Origin of the sequence: Pseudomonas sp. p99-361 (assembly GCF_003935475.1) — a bacterium.
Taxonomy (GTDB): Bacteria; Pseudomonadota; Gammaproteobacteria; order Pseudomonadales; family Pseudomonadaceae; genus Aquipseudomonas; species Aquipseudomonas juntendi.
The window spans coordinates 1-21,167 of sequence record NZ_RHQO01000017.1; the positions used below are offsets into that span (position 1 = coordinate 1).

A 21,167-nucleotide genomic window follows, 5' to 3' on the forward strand; every position below is an offset into this window, starting at 1 on the left:
GAGCGCAGCTCGCGATTGCGCCGCGCGGGCGGCGCTCAATCTCACAGGCACTGAAGATGCAGCGGCTACCCTTGCCAGGAACCATAGAATCTCCCACAGGTCATGCACAAGGTCTGAAAATGTGCAGTACCTGTGGGCTTGCCGGCGCTAGGGCCGGTGCAGGCTTGAATCAGCCTTTCCCTTTGGTCCGGGTCTGATTCGGCCCGCCATTTTTCTCCAGGTGCTCGATGATCATCCCGGCCACGTTCTTGCCAGTGGTCACTTCAATGCCTTCCAGGCCTGGCGATGAGTTCACCTCCATCACCAACGGCCCATGGTTGGAGCGCAGGATATCCACGCCCGCGACACTCAAACCCATCACCTTGGCTGCGCGAATCGCGGTGATGCGCTCTTCGGGGGTGATCTTGATCAGGCTGGCGACCCCGCCACGGTGCAGATTGGAACGAAACTCACCGGGCTTGGCCTGGCGCTTCATTGAGGCAATCACCTTGTCCCCCACCACGAAGCAGCGGATGTCCGCACCGCCGGCCTCCTTGATGTACTCCTGCACCATGATGTTCTGCTTCAGGCCCATGAACGCCTCGATCACCGACTCGGCTGCCTGCGGGGTTTCGCACAGCACCACGCCGATACCCTGCGTGCCTTCCAGCACCTTGATCACCAGGGGGGCACCGTTGACCATGCGGATCAGGTCGGGAATATCGTCGGGCGAGTGGGCGAAACCGGTGATCGGCAGGCCAATACCGCGCCGTGACAACAGCTGCAGCGAGCGCAGCTTGTCGCGCGAGCGGGCGATAGCCACCGACTCGTTGAGCGGGTACACGCCCATCATTTCGAACTGGCGCAGCACCGCACAGCCGTAGAAGGTTACCGAGGCGCCAATACGCGGGATCACGGCATCGAAACCTTCCAGCGGCTTGCCGCGGTAGTGGATCTGCGGCTTGTGGCTGGCAATGTTCATGTAGGCCCGCAAGGTATCGATCACCACCATTTCGTGGCCACGCTGAGTACCGGCTTCGACCAGGCGGCGGGTGGAATACAGACGCGGATTGCGCGACAGCACAGCGATCTTCATGCAGCACCTGTGACAGGGGAAAGGGTGGCCGGGAAGGCCGGTTTGTCTTGCACGTACTTTACGCCTGGGTTGACCACCAGCTGGCCCTGCACCAGGGCCTTCGAGCCGAGCAGCAGGCGGTAGCGCATGCTCTTGCGGCAGGCCAGGGTGAATTCGACCTCCCACACACGGTCACCCAACGCCAGTGGCGTGCGAATGACATAACGGGTCTGGGCATGCCCGTTAGAGCTGCGGATGATCTTTCTGTTCACCAAAGGTGCTTCGCAGCGGCGATGGCGCAACTGCACTACTGTGCCCAGGTGCGCGGTGAAGCGCACCCAGGGTTGGCCATTACGCTCGAAGGGTTCGATATCGGTGGCGTGCAGGCTGGAGGTGCTGGCGCCGGTGTCGATCTTGGCGCGCAGCCCGGCCACACCGAGGTCGGGCAAGGCGACCCACTCACGCAGGCCGATTACAGTCAAATGGTCAAATGTCTTCACTAAGCACACCCTGCGAATGAGGTGGTGAACTGTAAGCACGGCGGGGACTTTTTGCATCCGTAAGTGAAGGTAGTACAGTTCAATGAAAGACAGAATCCGAGGTAACGCAATGGCACAAAAAGCCGAAGACGACGATAAGGTGCGCCTGGACAAATGGCTGTGGGCGGCTCGTTTCTACAAGACGCGGGCGTTGGCCAAGGCCGCGATCGAGAACGGCAAGGTGCATTGCCGGGGCGAGCGTTGCAAGCCGGGCAAGGAGCCGCGCGTGGGCGACGAATTCGTGCTGCGTACCGGCTTCGATGAGCGCACCGTGGTGGTGAAGGCGTTGTCGGTGGTGCGGCGTGGGGCGCCCGAGGCGCAGACGCTGTACGAAGAGACCGAAGAGAGTGTGCGGCGCAGGGAGCAGGCAGCCGAAATGCGCAAGGCAGGGGCGATGGGGGTAACTACCGATGGCCGGCCGAACAAGAAGCAGCGGCGGCAGATTCACCAGCTGCATGGGAACTTCGAATAGCCGAGGCCGCTTCTACAAGGGTGCAGGCAGTGCTGTAGGAGCGGCCTCGTGTCGCGATGGGCTGCGCAGCAGCCCCCAGGGGTCTAGCGGACTACCGCCAACCGCCCGACCAACGGCAATTTCGCAGCAATCGAGAATAACGGCGCCGTCCAGCGCATCAGTGCCGCGCTACCCTTGGCCGCCAACGGCGTGTAATAGCTCCAGCCCAACGCCAGCACTGCCATCAGCAACCCGCCGATGTAGTCATCTTGCCCCCAGTGCGCGCCGGCCACCAGGCGCGGCAGCATGAACAGCACCGCCAGCGCCCAGATCACCACGAACTGCATCAGGCGGCGGCTGAACACGCTCATGAACAATGCCCAGATCAACAACACCGAGGCGTGGTCGCCGGGGAAACTCTTGCTGGAGCGGTCCTTCAGCTCCCACTTGGCTTCCAGGTGGGGGTAGTAGTCGCTCAGGTGCACCACGTCGTCGAACATCATCGAGGGGCTCTTGTGTTGCCAGCCCGCGGCATCCACCCACTTGGAAAACAGCGCGCGAATCACCACTAAGAGAAGCAGCGTGACCAGAAAGCCGAAAAACGCCTGGCGAACCTGCGCTGCCTTGAACACCCAATCACCGCGGATCAGCAGTGCCAGCAGGATCAGGCCGACCACGATGTCGAACGGGCGCATGCTGCCCACGGTCCAGATATAGCGCCAGGTGGTGTTGTCAGCCAACGGTGCATTGAGGCTGTGGAACAGCCACTCGTCGAAAGTCAGGCACAGGATCTGGCCAAAAGGCCATAACCAGAAACACAGTAGAGCGATCGGCAGCAGCGTGCAGGCTGCCAGCGGTCCCCAGGACCACCTTGCTTGGAACAGTGGTCGATTATCCATAAGATACCTCTATCTCCTATAAGGGAAACGAGCGCCTGAAGGCGCTCTGCGATGGGATTACCGATTCCCTTCCATTATTTTGTCATCATTTTCAGATAGCCAGACAACCATGAGCGACTTGCCAGAAAAAGATTTCACCCAACGTTTCATCTTCGACGAGCGCGATGTGCGCGGCGAGTGGGTGTCTCTCGATGACAGCTACGCTGCAGTGCTGGCGCGTCATGAATACCCACAGCCGGTGCAAACCCTGCTTGGCGAGCTGATGGCCGCCACCGCTTTGCTGGTCGGTGCCTTGAAGTTCGACGGCCTGCTGATACTGCAGGCGCGCTCCGCCGGGCCGATCCCGCTGCTGATGGTCGAGTGCTCCGGTGACCGTGATATCCGCGGCATGGCCCGATACGAGGCGGATCAGATCCCGGCCGACGCCAGCCTGGCGCAGCTGATGCCCGACGGCCACCTGACCCTGACCATCGACCCGGTCAAGGGCCAGCGTTATCAGGGGACCGTCGACCTCGATGGTGCCAACCTCTCGGAGTGCTTCACCAACTACTTCGTTCAGTCCCAGCAGTTGAACACGCGGTTCTGGCTGAATGCCGACGCTGGCAAGGCGCGCGGCCTGCTGCTGCAGCAACTGCCACGCGATCGCCAGCCGGACGATGAAGAGCGCGAAGACAGCTGGCAGCACGTGGTTGCCCTGGCCCAGACCCTCAAGCCGCAAGAGTGGGCAGAAGCCAATGAAACCCTGCTGCACCGCCTGTACCACGAAGATGCCGTGCGCCTGTTCGATGAACAGCCGCTGCGCTTCAAATGCAGCTGCTCACGCGAACGTTCCGGCAATGCCCTGGTCAGCCTGGGTGAGCATGACGCCAAGGCTCTGGTGCAAGAGTGCGGTGGGCAGGTAGAGATCGATTGCCAGTTCTGCAACCAGCGCTATTTCTTCGACGCCAGCGATGTGGCGCAACTGTTTGCCGGCGGCGGCACGGACGTAGCCTCAGAAACTCGCCACTGAAACGTTTAAGCTCAGGAAAATCTCCTGTCGAATTGCGCAAAAACGCAGTTCTGACAGGAGGGGCCTACTTTTTTTGGGCTTTTCTGGCATAATCCGGCCACTTTTTTCGCTGTAGTAGTTTTTTCGGAACAACTACAAAACGTTTGGAGCACTCGGCCTCGGGCCGGATGGGGTATCTCATGACGCAAGCCAATAACACCGTGTACACCGACCTGAGCGTCGATGAGCTGGTAAAAGAAGCGCTGCAACGCGGTGAAGGTGTACTAGCCGATACCGGCGCGCTGGTCGTGGAGACCGGTCACCGTACTGGCCGTTCGCCGGCTGACCGTTTCATCGTCGAAGAGCCTTCCACCCAGGACGCCATCGCCTGGGGCCCGATCAACCGCAAGTTCCCGGCCGACAAGTTCGATGCCCTGTGGGACCGCGTCGAGGCGTTCAACAACGCCCAGGATCACTTCGTTTCCTACGTTCACGTAGGGGCTGCCGCCGAGCACTACCTGCCGGTGAAAATGACCACCCAGACTGCCTGGCAGAACCTGTTCGGCCGTTGCCTGTTCATCAACCCTGAGCAGTACAACCCGGCGGGTCGCGGCGAGTGGCAGGTGCTCAACGTCGCCAACTTCGAGTGCGTACCTGAGCGTGATGGTACCAACTCCGACGGTTGCGTGATCATCAACTTCGCGCAGAAGAAAGTGCTGATCGCCGGCATGCGCTACGCCGGTGAAATGAAGAAAGCCATGTTCTCGGTGCAGAACTTCCTGCTGCCGGCTGCCGACGTGCTGCCAATGCACTGCGCCGCCAACATCGGCGAAGCAGGCGATGTAACCCTGTTCTTCGGCCTGTCCGGCACCGGCAAAACCACCCTGTCGGCCGACGAAAGCCGTTACCTGATCGGTGACGACGAGCACGGTTGGGGCGAAGGCGTTGTCTTCAACATCGAAGGCGGCTGCTATGCCAAGTGCATCGACCTGTCCGAGAAGAACGAGCCGGTCATCTGGAAAGCCATCAAGCACGGTGCTGTGCTGGAAAACGTCGTTCTCGACGCCAACAAGCACGCTGACTACACCGATGTCAGCTTGACCCAGAACAGCCGTGCGGCCTACCCGCTGGAGCACGTTGCCAAGCGTTCGGAAAAGAACCTGGGCGGTGAGCCAAACGCAGTGATCTTCCTGACCTGCGACCTGACCGGTGTTCTGCCTCCGGTGTCGATCCTGAACAACGAACAGGCTGCCTACCACTTCCTGTCCGGTTACACCGCGCTGGTCGGTTCCACCGAAATGGGCTCGGGCGGCGGCATCAAGTCGACCTTCTCGACCTGCTTCGGTGCACCGTTCTTCCCACGCCCGGCTGGCGAGTACGCCGAGCTGCTGATCAAGCGTATCAACGGCTTCAACTCCAAGGTCTACCTGGTCAACACCGGCTGGACCGGTGGTGGCTACGGCGTTGGCAAGCGCTTCAGCATTCCGACCACCCGCGCGGTGATCGCTGCCATCCAGAGCGGCGCGCTGGTCGGTGCCGAAACCGAGCACCTGGACATCATCAACCTGGACGTACCGAAGGCCGTCCCAGGCGTTGATACCGAACTGCTCAACCCGCGTACCAACTGGGCTGACAAAGCTGCCTACGACGAGGCCGCCAAAGGCCTGGCCAAGCTGTTCATCGAGAACTTCAAGAAGTTTGAAGTTTCCGACGCCATCAAGGCCGCTGGTCCGCAGCTGTAAGCTGCAACCAGCCGCAATGAGAAAGCCGCCAGAATTGGCGGCTTTTTTGTTATCCGTGCTGATGCAATGCCTTGTAGGGGCGGCCTTGTGTCGCGATGGGCCGCATAGCGGCCCCGGGGTTTTAGCGTCACTGCATAAATTGTCGGGGCCGCTTTGCGGCCCATCGCGACACAAGGCCGCTCCTACAGGGTAAGGTGCAGGCAGCGGGAACCTGGTTTTTCTGTTTCACTGTCAGCATCCATTGCGAAGACAAGAGTCAGCCAGATGACCGAATCCCCTCAGCGCACTGCCTTCTCCCACTTTCACCCGATTCTCACCCGCCCGCAGGACAACGACCTCAATGGCCATATCGCCGGGGCCACGGTGCACGGCTTCTTCGAAACGGCGATCCAGGCGTTTCTCGTCGAGCAGGCCGAGCTGGACCTGCGTGACGGCGAGCTGGCGGCTTTCGTGGTCAGTTCGGCAGCAGATTTCTATGCATTGCCGGGCTTCCCGGACGTGCTGGAAGTTGGGCTGGGCGTAACGCGCCTGGCGGGCAGTACGGTGGAGTACCGCCTGGCGTTGTATCGCCCAGGTGAGCCCGAGGCCTGCGCGGCCGGCACGGTGGTGCAAGTCTTCATCGAGCGTCTCAGTGGCCGGCCTGTGGCGTTGCCAGAGGCGCTTCAGGTGATTCTTTCCGGCTTGGTGCTGGAACAACACGTATAAAAAACCCCGCCGGAAGGGGCGGGGTTCTTGTTGCCGGGGCAGGGCCCTCAGGCGTTAGTCGCGCCAGTGGCGCTTGTGCTTGCGGTGGCCGTAGTGATGGCCACGGTCGTAGTGGCGACGGTCGTCGTAGCCACGGCGGTAGCGACGGTCGTCATGGCGCTCATCGGCGTCGGCCTTGTTGCCCAGGTAGTTACCCAGCGCACCACCAGCACCGCCGCCGGCAGCCGCGCCGATGTAGCTACCGGTAGTACCGCCTACCGAGCGACCCACCACGTTACCGCCTGCCGCGCCCAGGGCACCGCCAATAGCGGCTTCACCGCGCTGGCGCTTGTCGGCACCCAGCGCACCGCCGGCCGCACCGCCCAGGCCGGCACCAATGGCGCCGCCGGTGCTACCGCCGATGGAGTTACCGACAACGGAGCCCAGTACCCCACCCAATGCGCCGCCAATGCCGGCCTCGGTGGTGCCGCCTGCCATGGCAACGCCGCTGAGCAAGCTGAAAGACAACAACAAAATCGAGGATTACTTCTTCATCAAGAGAGCCTCATAAGGATGACGAGGCGAATTTGAGGCTAAGCGAGGTGGCTGGCAACGGAAATCCGACGAGTAACACGAGTTGTACACAATTCTGTAAGTGACTGTATTTGTTGTGAAACTTAAACCGTTTTCGGCTGTCTGAGGTCTTTATGGCAAAAGCCCTGAACCTTGCGGAACAGGGCTTTTTGGTTTTTGACGTTGGGGCTTCTGGCCTCTTCGCGGCAACTTTATTACAGAATACGCCCGTCGTCCCGCGCCCGCTCCAGCTTGATGGCGATGAACTTCGAGGTTGGCGTATGGCTGCCATCGCCAATGCTCTCCAGCGGCACCAGCGGGTTCACCTCCGGGTAATACGCCGCCGCCTGCCCGGCCGGAATATCGAACGCCAGCAGGGTAAAGCCGTGCACCCGGCGGACGTGTTCATCCCCCCACAACGATACGATGTCGACCTTCTGCCCCGGCTGGAAGCCCAGGCGGATGATGTCGGCTTCGTTGGCGAACAGCACCTCGCGTTGGCCGCGCACGCCACGGTAGCGGTCGTCCAGGCCGTAGATGGTGGTGTTGTACTGATCGTGCGAACGCATCGACTGCATGATCAGGTCCGGTAACTGGCCGCTGGCACGCACACGGTCGTCAAGCAGCGTATCGGGCAGCAGGTTGGCCTTGAAGTTGGCGCGGCCGGTGTTGGTCTTCCATGTGCGGCTGGCGGCGTTATTGCCCAGGTAGAAGCCGCCTGGGTGTTGCAGGCGTTGGTTGAAGCCGCTGAAGCCCGTGATGGTGTCGGCGATCAGGTCGCGAATGCGCGCATAGTCGGCGACCAGCCAGTGCCAGTCCACGGGTTTCTTGCCCAGCGTAGCGGCGGCGATGCCAGCAATGACCGCCGGCTCCGAGCGCATCTGCGAAGACAGCGGTTTGAGCTGGCCGTTGGATGCGTGCACCATGCTGAACGAGTCTTCGACCGTTACCGCTTGTGGCCCGTCGGCCTGCAGGTCGATGTCGGTACGGCCCAGGCACGGCAAAATCAGCGCTTGCTTGCCATGAACCAGGTGGCTGCGGTTGAGCTTGGTGCTGATGTGCACGGTCAGCTCGCAGTTGCGCAGCGCCTGCGCCGTGCGCTCGGTGTCCGGCGTGGCCCGGGCGAAATTGCCGCCCAGGCCGATGAACACCTTGGCCCGGCCGTCGAGCATGGCGTGAATCGCTTCGACCGTGTTGTGGCCGTTGTGCCGTGGCACGGGGAAGCCGAAGCGCTTTTCCATGGCCTCGAGCAGCGCCATGGGTGGGCGCTCGTTGATGCCCATGGTGCGGTCGCCCTGCACGTTGCTGTGGCCACGTACCGGGCACAGGCCTGCGCCTGGTGCGCCGATATTGCCGCGCAGCATCTGCAGGTTGACGATTTCCTGAATGGTCGGCACCGAGTGGCGGTGTTGGGTGATACCCATCGCCCAGCACATGATGACCCGCTCGGCGCGGCAGTACATGCGCGCCGCCAGTTCGATGTCGGCCATGGGCAGGCCGGATTGCGCCTGGATATGGTCCCATGGCGTGGCATCTACCACGGCCAGGTAATCGTCCACGCCATGGCCGTGCTCGGCGATGAAGGCATGGTCGAACACCGCCGGTTCACCCTTGGCCTGGGCTTCACGCTCCCACTGCAGGGCGAACTTGGCCATGCCACGCAGCAGCGCCATGTCGCCACCCAGCGCCGGTCGGAAGAATGCCGTGTTGGTTGGGCGGTCGCTGTTGGTCAGCATTTCCAGCGGGTTCTGCGGGTGCTGGAAGCGCTCCAGGTCCCGCTCCTTGAGCGGGTTGATGCAAACTACCTGAGCGCCACGTTTCACCGCGTCGCGCAGCGGGTCGAGCATGCGCGGGTGGTTGGTGCCGGGGTTCTGGCCCCAGACAAAAATCGCGTCGGCATGTTCGAAGTCGTCGAACGTGACCGTGCCCTTGCCCACCCCGATGCTTTGCCCCAACGCCACGCCGCTGGCCTCGTGGCACATGTTCGAGCAGTCGGGAAAGTTGTTGGTACCGAAGGCGCGCACGAACAGCTGGTACAGGTAGGCTGCTTCGTTGCTGGCCCGCCCCGAGGTATAGAACTCGGCCTGGTCAGGTGTGGCCAACTTGTTCAGCTCGCGGGCGACCAGGGCAAAAGCGGCGTCCCAGCTGATCGGCTGATAGCGGTCGCTGGTCGCGTCGTAGACCATCGGCTCGGTGAGGCGGCCCTGATACTCCAGCCAGTAGTCGCTTTGCTGCAGCAAGGCGGTGACGCTGTAACGGGCGAAGAAGGCAGCGTCGACACGGCGCTTGGTGGCCTCCCAGTTCACGGCCTTGGCGCCGTTCTCGCAGAACTTGACCATGCCGCTTTCTGGCGAATCGCCCCAGGCGCAGCCTGGGCAGTCGAAACCGCCGTTCTGGTTGGTCTTGAGCAGGGCGCGAATGTTCTTCAGCGCGTTATCGCTGCCGACCCAGGCCTTGGCCACGCTGCGCAGCGCGCCCCAGCCACCGGCAGGGCCGTGGTAGGGCTTGTAGCGAGGGGTTGAGGCTGGGGCATTGTCCGGTAGGTGCTGGTACGAGGTCACGACTGTTACGACTCCGCCGCCGGGCTGTAGACCCGCGGTGCGCTGTGCTTGGGGAGATGAATGAGGTTGAGGTTGTGCTTGCGCGCCCACTGCAGGGCAAGCCCGGTGGGGGCGGACAGGCTGACCAAGGTCTGGATGCCGGCGCGCAGCACCTTCTGGATCAGTTCCAGGCTGCAGCGGCTGGTGACGATCGCAAGGCCGCCCTGGCTGTCGATGCCCTGGCGCAGCAGCGCGCCGATCAGCTTGTCGAGGGCGTTGTGCCGGCCAATGTCTTCACGGCCCAGCAGCAGTTCGCCGTGGCGGTCCATGAACAGCGCGGCATGCACCGCCCCGCAGTGCTGGCCCAGCGGCTGAAATGCATCGATGCGCTCGCGCAGGCCCACCAGCCACGCTGCCGGTGGCAGCGGCGCACCGGGCAGCACGGCCAGTTCTGGTAACGCCTGCTCCAGCGCCTCGACCCCGCACAGGCCGCAGCCGCTGGTGCCGGCCAGCTGCCGGCGCTGGTTTTTCAGGTTCCAGAAGGCTCGGCTGGATATTTCCAGGTCTGCATACAGGGCCGAGCCACTGCCCGAGAGCTTCAGGTCGTAGACTTCCGAGGTGCCTTCGACGATGCCGCTGCCCACGCTGAAACCGACGGCGAAATCTTCCAGGTCGGTCGGGCTGACCAGCATCACTGCCTGGTTGAGGCCGTTGTAGACGATGGCCAACGCAACCTCTTCGGCCAGCGGCGTGCTGTCACCTTTACCGTCGCTGAGCTGGACGTATGCGTAGGTGTTGCTGGCGGCCGGCAGGGACAAGGGCGATGAGGCCGTGCAGACCGGAGGTTTGCTGTTCATCGGGGCAGGCTGTTCATTAGGCGGCTTGGTGTAGCACAAGCCTAGGCGCGTGGGCCTGTGGCGTCTAATCGCTAGCCTCTATCCCTTGATAGAGCGCGTCGATTGGTCGCAGGCGGGCGGCATGAGCAAAGCTGGCCTAGACTGCTGGGTTCGAGGTTTCGTGAACAAGGAGAGTGCTATGAGCTTGATCAGTTTCGTGAAGGAAGCAGGCGAGAAGTTGATCGACCTGCTGACCCCGGGCAATGCCAAAGCCGAAGAGCAGTTGAAGAAACACGTGGAGAATGTCGGCCTCGGCAACCCGAACATCACGGCGACCGTGGAGGGCGACAAAGTGATCCTCAAGGGTGAAGTCGCCAGCCAGGAAGAGAAGGAGAAGATTGTGCTGGCAGCGGGCAACATCGAGGGTGTGGCCAGCGTCGATGACCAGATCACTGTGACCGGGCCGGTCGTGACAGCCGCACGCCTGGTCACGGTCAAGAAGGGTGACACGCTGTCGGCGATTGCCCTGGTGGTGTATGGCAATGCCAATCAGTTCAACAAGATCTTCGAGGCCAACAAGCCGATGCTCAAGCACCCGGACAAGATCTATCCGGGGCAGGTACTGCGTATTCCTGACTGATTTTTGCAGGCTTTATCGGCCCTATCGCCGGCAAGCCGGCTCCCACAAGGTTGCTGCAAGGCGTGAGGCCGGTGGTCACCTGTGGGAGCGGGCGTGCCCGCGAACACCGGCGTGCCGGTGCCAGGGCCCTTACAGGCCAATCAATAGCTCCCGGTAATCCTCGACCGCAGCAAACTCTTCGGTATCGCGCGACTGCGCCTGGCTATCGGGCTGGCGCACGGCCAGCAGGTGCGCCACACCAAAGCGCCGTGCGCTGCGCAGTATCGCCAGGGTGTCATCGATGAACAGGCTACGCCCCGGCTCAAAACCGATGTCCGCCTGCAAGGCGTCCCAGAACTGTGGGCTTTCCTTCGGGTAACCATAATCATGCGAGCTGATCAGCCGCTCGAAATACGGTGCCAGTTCCACCCGTTCGAGCTTCAGCGACAGCGAATCACGGTGGGCATTGGTGATCATCACCACGCGCTTGCCGGCATTTCGAATCGCCGCCAGGAACGTGTCGGCATCCGGGCGCAACGCGATCAGGTCGGCAATTTCCCGCTTCAGCTCCCGGATCGGCAGGCGCAGCTCCCGGCTCCAGAAGTCCAGGCAGTACCAGTTCAGCGTGCCGGCATTGCGCTCGAACAGCGGCTGCAGCTCCATTTCCGCCATGGCCCGGCTCACGCCATGCAGCTCTGCATAGCGCTGGGGCAGGTGGTCGAGCCAGAAGCGGTTGTCGTAATGCAGGTCGAGCAGGGTGCCGTCCATATCCAGCAGGACGGTATCGATGGCAGACCAGGGAAGAACAGGCATGGGAAACTCTCGATCAGTCGGCAAGCCACGGTATAGTAACCCGTTCACGCCAAGGAGCCGCCCCATGCGCCAGAAACCCACCGTCCTCAGCCGCGAAATCGTCGCCAGCAGCCGCCTGTTCCGCGTAGAGGCTGTGCAATTGCGCTTCAGCAATGGTGCCGAGCGCACCTATGAGCGCCTGGTAGGCCGGGGTAACGGCTATGGCGCGGTGATGATCGTGGCCATGCTCGACGCCGAGCACGCCGTGCTGGTGGAAGAGTATTGCGGTGGTACCGACGAGTACGAGCTGTCGCTGCCCAAGGGCCTGATCGAGCCCGGCGAAGATGTGCTGGCAGCCGCCAACCGCGAGCTCAAGGAAGAGGCCGGGCTTGGCGCGCGCCAGCTTGAGCACCTGACCGAGCTGTCGCTTTCGCCGGGCTACATGAGCCAGAAAATCCAGGTGGTGCTGGCCACCGATCTGTACGAAGAGCGCCTGGAGGGCGATGAGCCGGAGCCGATGCGGGTCGACAAGGTCAACCTGCGCGAGCTGTCGGCCTTGGCCATGCACCCGCAGTTCACCGAAGGCCGCGCCCTGGCGGCGCTCTACCTGGCGCGTGACCTGATGATTCAGCGGGGGCTGCTGGCGCTATGAACGACAATCAACTGATGCGTGAAGTGGTCAAGTTGGCGTTGACTGCGGGCGAGGCGATCCTGCCGTTCTGGGGTGCCGATGTGGCAGTGACCAACAAGGCCGATGATTCGCCGGTGACTGCCGCCGACCTGGCAGCGCACCGGGTGATTGCCGATGGCCTGCTGGCGCTGGCGCCGCAGATTCCGGTGTTGTCCGAAGAGGACTGCAATATTGCGCTGGCCGAGCGCCAGGGCTGGAGCCGCTGGTGGCTGGTGGACCCGCTGGATGGCACCAAGGAATTCATTGCCGGCAGCGAGGAGTTCACAGTCAATATCGCCTTGATCGAAAAAGGCGAGGTGGTGTTCGGCGTGGTATCGATGCCCACGAATGGCCGCTGCTACTTTGGGGGCCGCGAATTGGGGGCTTGGCGGGCAGACGCGGGTGAGGCGGCCCGGCCGATCCAGGTGCGCAACGCTCCGCCAGTGGGTGAGCGGTTTACCGTGGTTGCCAGCCGCCGGCACTCCAGCCCCGAACAGGAAGCATTGTTGGCGGGCCTGGGTGCGGCAGTGGGTGAACTGGAGCTGGCCAACATTGGTAGCTCGTTGAAGTTCTGCCTGTTGGCCGAGGGCAGCGCCGATTGTTATCCACGCCTGGCGCCGACTTCGCAGTGGGATACGGCGGCGGCCCAGGGTGTGGTGGAAGGGGCGGGTGGTGAAGTGATCGGGCTGGACGGTTTGCCGTTCCGTTACCCGGCGCGCGAGTCTTTGCTCAACCCGTATTTCCTGGCGTTGCCGGCCAAGGCAGCGTGGCGCCAGGCCTTTCTTGAGCTGATCTAGCGGGCCTGGCCTTGTAGGAGCGGCCTTGTGTCGCGATGGGCTGCAAAGGAGCCCCGGCAATTTGTGCACCATGCCCAAACCCTGGGGCTGCTTTGCAGCCCATCGCGACACAAGGCCGCTCCTACAGGGGGCGCGACAGCCTTCGTTCTTAGCGGTGCAGCACGTACTGGCCGCTGAAGGTGACGGCCGGCTCATCAGTCCCGGTATTGCTTACCGTGGTCTGCAGCGTCAACCGCGCCCGGCCACGACGCTGGTACATGTTGAGGAAGCGTTCCCAGGCTTTCTCTTCCGGCGCCGGGCAACGGGCTATTGCCGCCCCGGTAACCGGCAGCGGGTAGCTGATTTGCCCTTCCTGGATGACGATATGCCCGTCATCTATCCCCAGTTCGCGCAGCCGCATGTGCAACCAGCCCCAGCCCACCAGCACCGCTGCACAGTACAGGCTGCCGCCGAACATGGTGCTCTTGTGGTTGACGTTGGCCGCCAGCGGCAATTGCAGGCGCAGGGTGTGGTGTTGCCAATCAATGACCTCCAGGCCCATTTCGCGGGTCAGCGGGATGTCGCCATGCAGTACGGACTGCAGGTACTGGCTATCGGTGCTCATCAACGGTTGTCCTCATGGTCGTCGTGCCCGCCGCTACCGCCCTCGAAGCTCAAGCCATGCTTGCGCAGCTTGTCGTGCAAGGTTTTGCGGGGGATGCCCAGCGCCTCTGCCAGGCTGCGCATGGAGCTGTGGGGCTGGGCCAGCTCGGCGGCGATCAGCGAGCGCTCGAATTGCTCGACCTGTTCGCTCAGGTTGCCACTCAACACCGAAGGCGCCGCAGCCGCAGCCGCTGACAGCTGGCCATCCAGCGCCAGTTCAAGGCCCAGGGCGAAACGCTCGGCGGCGTTCTGCAATTCACGCACGTTACCTGGCCAGGTGTGGCGCAGCAGCATCGCCCGCTGCGCCGGCAGCAAGGCGTGTGGCGCCAGGCTGTGGCGCTGGCTGGCAGCGTCGGCAAAATGCTGGAACAGCACCAGGATGTCGTCGCCGCGGTCCCGCAGCGGCGGGATACGCAGTGGCGCTACGTTCAGCCGGTAGTACAGGTCGGCACGGAAGCGGCCTTGGTCGGCGGCCTGGCGCAGGTCTTCCTTGGTGGCGGCGATAATGCGGATATCCAGCGGGATCAACTGGTTACCGCCCAGGCGTTCCACCACCCGCTCCTGCAACATGCGCAGCAGCTTGACCTGCACGTCCAGGCTCATGCTCTCGATTTCGTCGAGGAACAGCGTGCCGCCGTTGGCGAACTCGAATTTGCCGATGCGCCGTTTTTGCGCCCCGGTGAACGCCCCGGGCTCATGGCCGAACAGTTCGCTTTCGACCACCGATTCGGCCAGTGCCCCGGCGTTGATCGCCACGAACGGCCCGTCACGGCGGCTGGACAGGTCATGCAGCGCACGGGCGACCACCTCCTTGCCAGCACCGGTTTCACCCAGGATCAGCACATCGGCGCGGGTTCCGGCCAAGGCGCCGATCTGCTCGCGCAGGCGCTGCATGGCCGGCGAATGGCCGACCAGGCGCGTGGCCAGTTGCTGGCGGTCGCTCAGCGCCAGGCGCAGGCTGCGGTTGTCCAGCACCAGGCGGCGCAGGGCCAAGGCACGGCGCACGCTGTCGAGCAGGGCGTCGCTGGCGAAAGGCTTTTCCAGAAAGTCATAGGCACCGGCGCGCATTGCCTGTACCGCCAGGGGCACATCCCCGTGGCCGGTAATCAGCAGCACGGGCAGTTCGCTGTCGCGGCCGTGCAGTTGCTCCAGCAGCTGCAGGCCATCGATGCCGGGCATGCGAATGTCGCTGACCACCACGCCGGGCCAGTCGCTCTCGATACGCTCAGCCAGGCCTTGGGCATCGCCCAGCGCGACCACTTTCAGCCCGGCCAGGTCCAAGGTCTGGCTCAGGGCCTGGCGCAGGTGTGGGTCATCGTCGACCAGGATGACCTGGGCTTGGCTGTCGATCTGTGTCTCGGGGGTCATGCCGAGGGGTCCTCCGAATTGGGCAAGGTTGCGCCAGGCGCAGCCTTGCGTAGCTGCAGGGTCAGCAGAGCACCACCTTCCGGGTGGTTGGCCAGCAGCAGTTCACCCCCCAGGGCGCGCATCAGGCTTTCGCAGATGGCCAACCCCAGGCCCAGGCCCTGGGTGCGGGTCTTGGTGGTGAAGAACGGCTCCTTGGCATGCTCCAGGGCCTGGCGGCTGAAGCCGGGGCCATTGTCGCGGATGTACAGGTAGACGCAGTCATCACGCTGTTCGGCACTTAGCCACAGGCGGCGCGGGTTGGCTTTTTCGGTCAGGGCGTCCAGGGCATTGGCCAGCAGGTTGCCCAGCACCTGGCGCAGGCGGGTTTCACCGGCCTGTACCCACAAGGTGGCTTCCGGCAGGTCGCGGATCAGCTCCACGGCCATTGCCCGGCGGCGCTTGGCCAGCAGCGCCAGGGCATCGTCCAGGGCTGGCTGCAGGGCCACGCTTTCCGGGGCGTGCCGGTCACGGCGGGCGAAGGCCCGCAAGTGGGCGATGATCGACGCCATGCGCCCGGTCAGCTCGCCAATCAGCTTGAGGTTGCCGCGGGCGTCCTCGGTGCGTTGGTGGTCGAGCAGGATCTCGGCATTTTCTGCGTAGCTGCGAATCGCCGCCAGCGGCTGGTTGAGTTCGTGGCTGATACTGGCCGACATGGTGCCAAGCACCGACAGCTTGCCGGCCTGCACCAGCTCGTCCTGGGCGCGCACCGCCTCTTGCTGGGCATTTTCGCGCTCCAGTACGGCGCGCTTGAGGCGGGTGTTGAGGCCCTCGAGGTCGGCGGTGCGTTCGGCTACGCGCTTTTCCAGCTCCTGACGGGCGCGGGCTTCGAAGTCGATGCGGTCGATGTAGTGGCGGCGCCGTTGCATCACCAGCCCGGCCAGCAGCATTGCTACCAGCAGGGTGCCGGCGCCAATGGCCATTACCGTTTGTACCGAACGGTCTACCAGCATGCGCGGGGCAAGGATGCTGACTTGCCAGCCGGTCTCCTTGATGTCGCGGGTCTGGGTGATCCAGGCGTCCGGGGCGAGCACCAGCGGTTGCGGTGCCTGGGTAGGGTAGGGCTGGATGGCGATGATGGCCTGGCGCTCGGCATCGCTCAGTGCGCGGGTGGCACGGAAGCGCCAATCGGGCCGCGAAGTGAGGATGACCACGCCATTGTGATCGGTCAGCAACAGCTGCTCCGGCGTGCGGCCCCACAGGGTTTCGGTGTGGTCGAGGTCGACCTTGACCACCAGCACGCCCACGATGCGCTCGCGATCACGTACGGCGGCGGCAAAGAAGTAGCCGCGTTTGGCCGACGTTGTGCCCTGGCCGAAGAAGCGGCCCAGGTGGCCCGCCATGGCTTCGTTGAAGTACGGGCGGAAGGCGAAGTTGCGGCCCACGAAGCTGTCGTGCTTGTCCCAGTTGGAGGCCGCCAGGGTGTTGCCGCTGACGTCCATCAGGTACATCACCTCGGCGCCGGTCTGCTGCACAATGCCCTTGAGCAGGCGGTTGGCGTTGGTCACCGCCTCCAGGCGGAAGGGGTCGGCCAGTACGCTGCGCAGTGCCGGCAGGTCGCCGAGGATCTGCGGCAAGGTTTCATAGCGGTGCAGGGTGCCGAGCAGGTTGGCCACGTACAGGTCCAGGGTCTGGCGGTTCTGCGAGGCCAATTCCTGCTGGTAGTAACGTTCGGCCAGGTGGTGCAAGGGCCACAGTAACGGCGCCAGGCACAGGGCCAGCAAGGCCAGGCTGCGCCAGCGGGGACGGCGTGGGGGCGTGGGTTTAGCAATCATCACGTAAATGCGCCAGAAAGGTCTGGCGCAATTATGCGCTAGTTACGGCAGCAGTTCCGCCTCTGCCCATGCCCGGCCAAGCTTGTCCTTGTCTGACAGCAGCGGTGGTTGCTGCAGCCCCCAGTCGATGGCCAGGTGCGGATCGTCCCAGCGGATGCAGCGGTCGGCGCCGGGGTTGTAGTAATCGGTGGTCTTGTAGAGGAACTCGGCCGACTCGCTCAGCACCGCAAAGCCGTGGGCGAAGCCTGCTGGTATCCACAACTGGCGATGGTTGGCTGCGGACAGATCCACCGCGACCCACTGGCCGAAGGTTGGCGAGCTTTTGCGCACATCCACGGCGACATCGCGGATTTCGCCCTGAACCACGCGCACCAGCTTGCCCTGGGTATTCTCCACCTGAAAATGCAGCCCGCGGAGCACGCCCTTGACCGAGCGCGAGTGGTTATCCTGGACGAATTCGACATTCACCCCGGTCTGCCTTGCGAACTCGCGGGCGTTGAACGCTTCGAAGAAAAAGCCACGGCTGTCACCGTAAACCGTGGGCTCGATGATCAGTACATCGGGGATTTCAGTCGGGATGATGTTCATGGCGGTTCGCTTGCCGTTCGTTAACTATTGACCCTAGTCGCCCTTCCTGGAAATTTCCGCATGCAGCAGTGACAGGATGCGTACGATATGGCCAGGGTAGGCGGCCAAGCGACGGGTGCTAACGGGCGAACACGCATTAAATTCGATTTCTATCGACATTAGCATGGCGGATAGCCTGAAAATCCGACGTATAAGGCTTTAAATATCGATATGTATCGGTTATAAATAGATCAATGTCTCACCGCAATCCGGCCCAGGGCCATCACAGAGGTCAACCATGAAAACCCTCAACTCCACGCCACGTGCCGATGGTTTCCACATGCCCGCCGAGTGGGCCCCGCAAACCCAGGTATGGATGGTTTGGCCGGAGCGTTCGGACAACTGGCGCCTGGGCGGCAAACCGGCGCAGGCAGCCCATGTAGCCCTGGCCAAGGCCATTGCCCGTTTTGAGCCGGTTACCGTTGCGGTTTCCGCTGGCCAGTACGAGAACGCGCGTCGCCAGCTCGACCAGCCGAACATTCGGGTGGTCGAAATCAGCAACGACGACGCCTGGGTGCGTGACACCGGCCCGACCTTCGTCATCAACGACCAAGGCGAAGTGCGCGGTGTGGACTGGGGCTTCAACGCCTGGGGCGGCTTCGATGGTGGCCTGTATGCGCCATGGAACCGCGACGAGGAGCTGGCGGCCAAGGTGCTGGAAATGGAGCGCTGCCAGCGCTACCACACCGAAGGCTTCGTGCTCGAGGGCGGCTCGATCCACGTGGACGGTGAAGGCACGCTGATCACCACCGAGGAATGCCTGCTCAACCGCAACCGCAACCCGCACCTGACCCGCGAGCAGATCGAAGCGGTGCTGCGCGACCACCTGGCGGTGGATACCGTGGTGTGGTTGCCCGATGGCCTGTACAACGATGAAACCGACGGCCACGTCGACAATTTCTGCTGTTACGTGCGCCCGGGCGAAGTGTTACTGGCCTGGACCGATGATTCCAACGACCCCAATTACGCCCGTTGCCATGCCGCCATGGAGGTGTTGCAGAACACCCGTGACGCCAAGGGCCGAGCACTAATCGTGCACAAAATGCCCATTCCCGGGCCGCTGTACGCCACGGCTGAAGAATGTGCCGGTGTCGACCACGTTGCCGGCAGCCAGGAGCGTGACCCATCGGTGCGCCTGGCCGGCTCCTACGTGAACTTCCTGATCGTCAACGGCGGCATTATTGCGCCAAGCTTCGATGACCCGGCAGATGCCGAAGCCAGAGCGATCCTTGCGCGGATATTCCCCGACCACGAAGTGGTGATGATTCCCGGGCGCGAGCTGCTGTTGGGCGGTGGCAACATCCACTGCCTGACCCAGCAGCAGCCGGCACCGGTGACGCGCTGAGTGCCAGCCCGGTGACAAAGAGGCCCGTCAGTAGACGGGTCTTTTTTCGCACGACGCCCGGCGGCTGGTTTGGCATAGGTTTTGTATTGTTTTTCAAGGAGATAGCTTGGGTCTGCCAGGTTATCCGAGCTGTAACATTACCTACGTAGATTAGCCGCTCACGGGTTAGGGAGTACGTGTAGACATGAACGCAGCAAGTGAGTCGGCTTTGCGCCCATCGGCAGTTGGTCACCCATCGCTCAAGCGGGTCGCGGCGTGGTTGAAACACCATGGAAGCATCAGGGTCAGGACGACCGACCCACGACGTCTGCTTGCCGGACGCTACCCGCAAGGTTTGCTCAGCGATGCTGAAATGCAGGCGCTGATGGCGGTGTGGCACTAATCGACTACAGCTGTGCCGACCTCTTGGCGGCGATAGCCGCGAAGAGGCCGGTACCTGCCACACGCCCCTGGTAAATTGTCGGGGCAGTCAAGATGCCGTTTCTGACAAAAAGATAAAATCCCCGCCTACAGCGCCGACATGCATTGAAATGCCTCGTATCACGGGATGATCTTGGTTATATCAACCTGCATTTCACGACTTTTTGACATTTGTAATCGCACACGGCTAGGATTCGGCCCAACGCCTGCTGGCCAGTTCCGTTGGCCATGCTGCTGCCAGAGGCCGCCCGTGCAATTGCCGGCCGGCCTTCAAGTCTGGATCCGCATAGCGTCGAACCTACGTAAGGGGCGTTGGTTCCTGGCGTTGTATTGCAGCGCGTTTTTGATTAAGCGATAAGGAAAATAACATGTTGAAAACCAGGATCAGCCTGGTCGCCCTGGCGATGATCGCCGCGACCCAGGCACAGGCCAATGATCAGGCCGAGAGCAAGGGCTTCATCGAGGACAGCCACGCCAACGTCCTTCTGCGCAACGCTTACATCAACCGTGACAAGAAGCACGGCACCGACGACCAGATCGAATGGGGCCAGGCAGTCATCGGCAACTTCTCCTCCGGTTTCACCCAAGGCACTGTCGGTGTCGGCGTCGACGCATTCGGCCTGTACGCCCTGCGCCTCGATGGCGGCAAAGGCCATAACGGTGGCGCGGGTGTCGACTTCTTCAAGCCGCACGAAACCACCAACGCCGACGGCAACGCCAGCTCGCCGCACAACCTGGCGCGTGGTGGCGCAGCCGTGAAGTTCCGCATTTCCAATACCGTGCTCAAGTACGGTGACCAGATGCCAGCACTGCCAGTGCTGCAGTACGACGACGCACGTCTGCTGCCAGAAAGCTTCACCGGCACCCTGATCACCTCCAAGGAAATCAAGGGCCTGGAGCTGAACGCCGGCCGCTTCACCCAGGAAGCGCGCAAAAGCGCCGAGCGTCGTGATGGTGGTGGCCTGAAGTCGATCAACGTGCTGGGTGGTAGCTACAAGTTCAGCGACAACTTCACCGGCTCGCTGTACACCGCAGACAACGAAGACGTGATGCGCAAGCACTACCTGGGCTTGAACTACGTCTTCCCGATCGCCAGCGACCAGTCCCTGACCCTGGACTTCAACGGCTACAAGTCGGACATCAACAACAAGTACGTCAAGGCCGCCGGCCTGAACGGCGACTCCAACACCATCTGGAGCCTGGCGGCCACCTACGCGTATGGTGCGCACTCGTTCACCCTCGCCCACCAGCGCAGCACTGGCAGCACCGGCTACAACTACGGCTGGTATCAGAACCAGGGCGGCGTGGGTGACGGTGGTTCGACCATCTACCTGGCCAACTCGTACTGGTCCGACTTCAACGCCGAGGACGAGCGTTCCTGGCAGCTGGGCTACGGTCTGGACTTCGGTGCCTACGGCATCCCTGGCCTGACCTACAAGCTGGCCTACGTAGTGGGTGACAACATCAACACCCGCAACAACGCCAACCCGCAGGGCTTCGGCGAAGGCAAGGAACGCGAGATCTTCAACCAGGTCCGTTACGTGGTGCAGGACGGCCCGGCCAAAGACCTGTCCATCAAGCTGCGTAGCTCGTTCGTGCGTACCAACAACGCCGTACAGCAGAACGGCTACAACGACGATGGCAACGAAGTACGCGTATTCGTCGAGTACCCGATCAGCATCTTCTGATGCTGAGCTGAGGGTGCTGGGGGCTGCTTTGCAGCCCATCGCGACGCAAGGCCGCTCCTACAGGCATGCCCCGAACCGGGCC

The 21,167-nt window shown here is 62.7% G+C and carries 21 protein-coding genes; 10 read left to right on the top strand and 11 right to left on the bottom strand.

What is annotated here, in order from left to right; genetic code table 11:
* Positions 1-169: 169 nt before the first annotated feature.
* Complete coding sequence (gene rimK / locus EGJ22_RS10210; RefSeq protein ID WP_009681234.1) at positions 170-1,075, bottom strand: 30S ribosomal protein S6--L-glutamate ligase; 906 nt, start codon at positions 1,073-1,075, stop codon at positions 170-172.
* Complete coding sequence (locus tag EGJ22_RS10215) at positions 1,072-1,554, bottom strand: ATP-dependent zinc protease (protein WP_009681235.1); 483 nt, start codon at positions 1,552-1,554, stop codon at positions 1,072-1,074. The genes rimK and EGJ22_RS10215 overlap by 4 nt, the downstream gene beginning before the upstream one ends.
* A 109-nt stretch (positions 1,555-1,663) precedes the next feature.
* Between EGJ22_RS10215 and EGJ22_RS10220 the strand changes: the two genes are divergently transcribed.
* Complete coding sequence (locus tag EGJ22_RS10220; protein WP_029887607.1) at positions 1,664-2,065, top strand: RNA-binding S4 domain-containing protein; 402 nt, start codon at positions 1,664-1,666, stop codon at positions 2,063-2,065.
* Positions 2,066-2,148: 83 nt separating this feature from the next.
* Here the strand turns inward: EGJ22_RS10220 and EGJ22_RS10225 are convergent, their stop codons facing one another.
* Positions 2,149-2,943: a phosphatase PAP2 family protein gene (locus EGJ22_RS10225; protein ID WP_009681237.1), complete on the bottom strand. Its 795-nt coding sequence runs from the start codon at positions 2,941-2,943 to the stop codon at positions 2,149-2,151.
* Between the two features lie 109 nt (positions 2,944-3,052).
* On the opposite strand from EGJ22_RS10225, the gene hslO reads away from it, so the two are divergent.
* The 3 genes from hslO to EGJ22_RS10240 all read left to right on the top strand — a co-directional run bounded on the left by hslO (position 3,053) and on the right by EGJ22_RS10240 (position 6,378).
* A complete protein-coding gene (gene hslO, locus EGJ22_RS10230) occupies positions 3,053-3,952 on the top strand; it encodes an Hsp33 family molecular chaperone HslO (protein ID WP_029887606.1) in 900 nt (299 codons plus the stop codon).
* 179 nt (positions 3,953-4,131) lie between these two features.
* Positions 4,132-5,673 (top strand): phosphoenolpyruvate carboxykinase, encoded by a 1,542-nt coding sequence (locus EGJ22_RS10235; protein ID WP_009681239.1) that lies wholly within the window; start codon positions 4,132-4,134, stop codon positions 5,671-5,673.
* Between the two features lie 264 nt (positions 5,674-5,937).
* Positions 5,938-6,378 carry a thioesterase family protein gene (locus tag EGJ22_RS10240; RefSeq protein ID WP_029885612.1) on the top strand — a complete coding sequence of 147 codons (441 nt, stop codon included), beginning with the start codon at positions 5,938-5,940 and terminating at the stop codon, positions 6,376-6,378.
* Positions 6,379-6,432: 54 nt separating this feature from the next.
* Here EGJ22_RS10240 and EGJ22_RS10245 read toward each other — a convergent pair whose 3' ends face one another.
* From EGJ22_RS10245 to fdhD, 3 genes are all read right to left on the bottom strand, one after another.
* Positions 6,433-6,855 carry a glycine zipper domain-containing protein gene (locus EGJ22_RS10245; protein ID WP_125920221.1) on the bottom strand — a complete coding sequence of 141 codons (423 nt, stop codon included), beginning with the start codon at positions 6,853-6,855 and terminating at the stop codon, positions 6,433-6,435.
* A 290-nt stretch (positions 6,856-7,145) separates the two neighbouring features.
* Positions 7,146-9,491 carry an FdhF/YdeP family oxidoreductase gene (locus tag EGJ22_RS10250; protein WP_029885611.1) on the bottom strand — a complete coding sequence of 782 codons (2,346 nt, stop codon included), beginning with the start codon at positions 9,489-9,491 and terminating at the stop codon, positions 7,146-7,148.
* A 5-nt stretch (positions 9,492-9,496) separates the two neighbouring features.
* On the bottom strand, positions 9,497-10,327 hold the full coding sequence (gene fdhD / locus EGJ22_RS10255) for a formate dehydrogenase accessory sulfurtransferase FdhD (protein ID WP_029885610.1): 831 nt from the start codon (positions 10,325-10,327) through the stop codon (positions 9,497-9,499).
* Positions 10,328-10,505: 178 nt separating this feature from the next.
* On the opposite strand from fdhD, the gene lysM reads away from it, so the two are divergent.
* Positions 10,506-10,946 (top strand): peptidoglycan-binding protein LysM, encoded by a 441-nt coding sequence (gene lysM / locus EGJ22_RS10260; RefSeq protein WP_009683781.1) that lies wholly within the window; start codon positions 10,506-10,508, stop codon positions 10,944-10,946.
* A gap of 129 nt (positions 10,947-11,075) precedes the next feature.
* Here the strand turns inward: lysM and yrfG are convergent, their stop codons facing one another.
* Positions 11,076-11,738, bottom strand: coding sequence for a GMP/IMP nucleotidase (gene yrfG, locus EGJ22_RS10265; protein ID WP_029885609.1), 663 nt, complete (start codon positions 11,736-11,738; stop codon positions 11,076-11,078).
* 64 nt (positions 11,739-11,802) lie between these two features.
* On the opposite strand from yrfG, the gene nudE reads away from it, so the two are divergent.
* Positions 11,803-12,369 carry an ADP compounds hydrolase NudE gene (gene nudE, locus EGJ22_RS10270; RefSeq protein ID WP_029885608.1) on the top strand — a complete coding sequence of 189 codons (567 nt, stop codon included), beginning with the start codon at positions 11,803-11,805 and terminating at the stop codon, positions 12,367-12,369.
* Positions 12,366-13,184 (top strand): 3'(2'),5'-bisphosphate nucleotidase CysQ, encoded by an 819-nt coding sequence (cysQ, locus tag EGJ22_RS10275; RefSeq protein WP_029885607.1) that lies wholly within the window; start codon positions 12,366-12,368, stop codon positions 13,182-13,184. Before nudE ends, cysQ begins: the two co-directional genes overlap by 4 nt.
* Before the next feature lie 148 nt (positions 13,185-13,332).
* On the opposite strand, the gene EGJ22_RS10280 is transcribed toward cysQ, so the two are convergent.
* The 4 genes from EGJ22_RS10280 to rfbC are packed head-to-tail and all read right to left on the bottom strand — an operon-like array spanning position 13,333 to position 17,593.
* The gene (locus EGJ22_RS10280; protein ID WP_029885606.1) at positions 13,333-13,788 is read right to left on the bottom strand and encodes a YiiD C-terminal domain-containing protein; all 456 of its coding nucleotides are present in this window, start codon (positions 13,786-13,788) and stop codon (positions 13,333-13,335) included.
* Entirely contained in the window at positions 13,788-15,194 is a 1,407-nt protein-coding gene (locus EGJ22_RS10285; RefSeq protein ID WP_029885605.1) for a sigma-54 dependent transcriptional regulator, read from the bottom strand. The genes EGJ22_RS10280 and EGJ22_RS10285 overlap by 1 nt, the downstream gene beginning before the upstream one ends.
* Positions 15,191-17,005 (bottom strand): ATP-binding protein, encoded by a 1,815-nt coding sequence (locus EGJ22_RS10290; RefSeq protein WP_009684783.1) that lies wholly within the window; start codon positions 17,003-17,005, stop codon positions 15,191-15,193. The genes EGJ22_RS10285 and EGJ22_RS10290 overlap by 4 nt, the downstream gene beginning before the upstream one ends.
* Before the next feature lie 42 nt (positions 17,006-17,047).
* Positions 17,048-17,593 (bottom strand): dTDP-4-dehydrorhamnose 3,5-epimerase, encoded by a 546-nt coding sequence (rfbC, locus tag EGJ22_RS10295; protein ID WP_029885604.1) that lies wholly within the window; start codon positions 17,591-17,593, stop codon positions 17,048-17,050.
* Positions 17,594-17,870: 277 nt separating this feature from the next.
* On the opposite strand from rfbC, the gene aguA reads away from it, so the two are divergent.
* From aguA to EGJ22_RS10310, 3 genes are all read left to right on the top strand, one after another.
* Positions 17,871-18,977: an agmatine deiminase gene (gene aguA, locus EGJ22_RS10300; protein WP_009684781.1), complete on the top strand. Its 1,107-nt coding sequence runs from the start codon at positions 17,871-17,873 to the stop codon at positions 18,975-18,977.
* A gap of 184 nt (positions 18,978-19,161) precedes the next feature.
* Positions 19,162-19,359: a hypothetical protein gene (locus EGJ22_RS26475; RefSeq protein WP_080709188.1), complete on the top strand. Its 198-nt coding sequence runs from the start codon at positions 19,162-19,164 to the stop codon at positions 19,357-19,359.
* A gap of 406 nt (positions 19,360-19,765) precedes the next feature.
* Complete coding sequence (locus EGJ22_RS10310; RefSeq protein ID WP_029885603.1) at positions 19,766-21,085, top strand: OprD family porin; 1,320 nt, start codon at positions 19,766-19,768, stop codon at positions 21,083-21,085.
* The last annotated feature ends 82 nt before the right edge of the window (positions 21,086-21,167 follow it).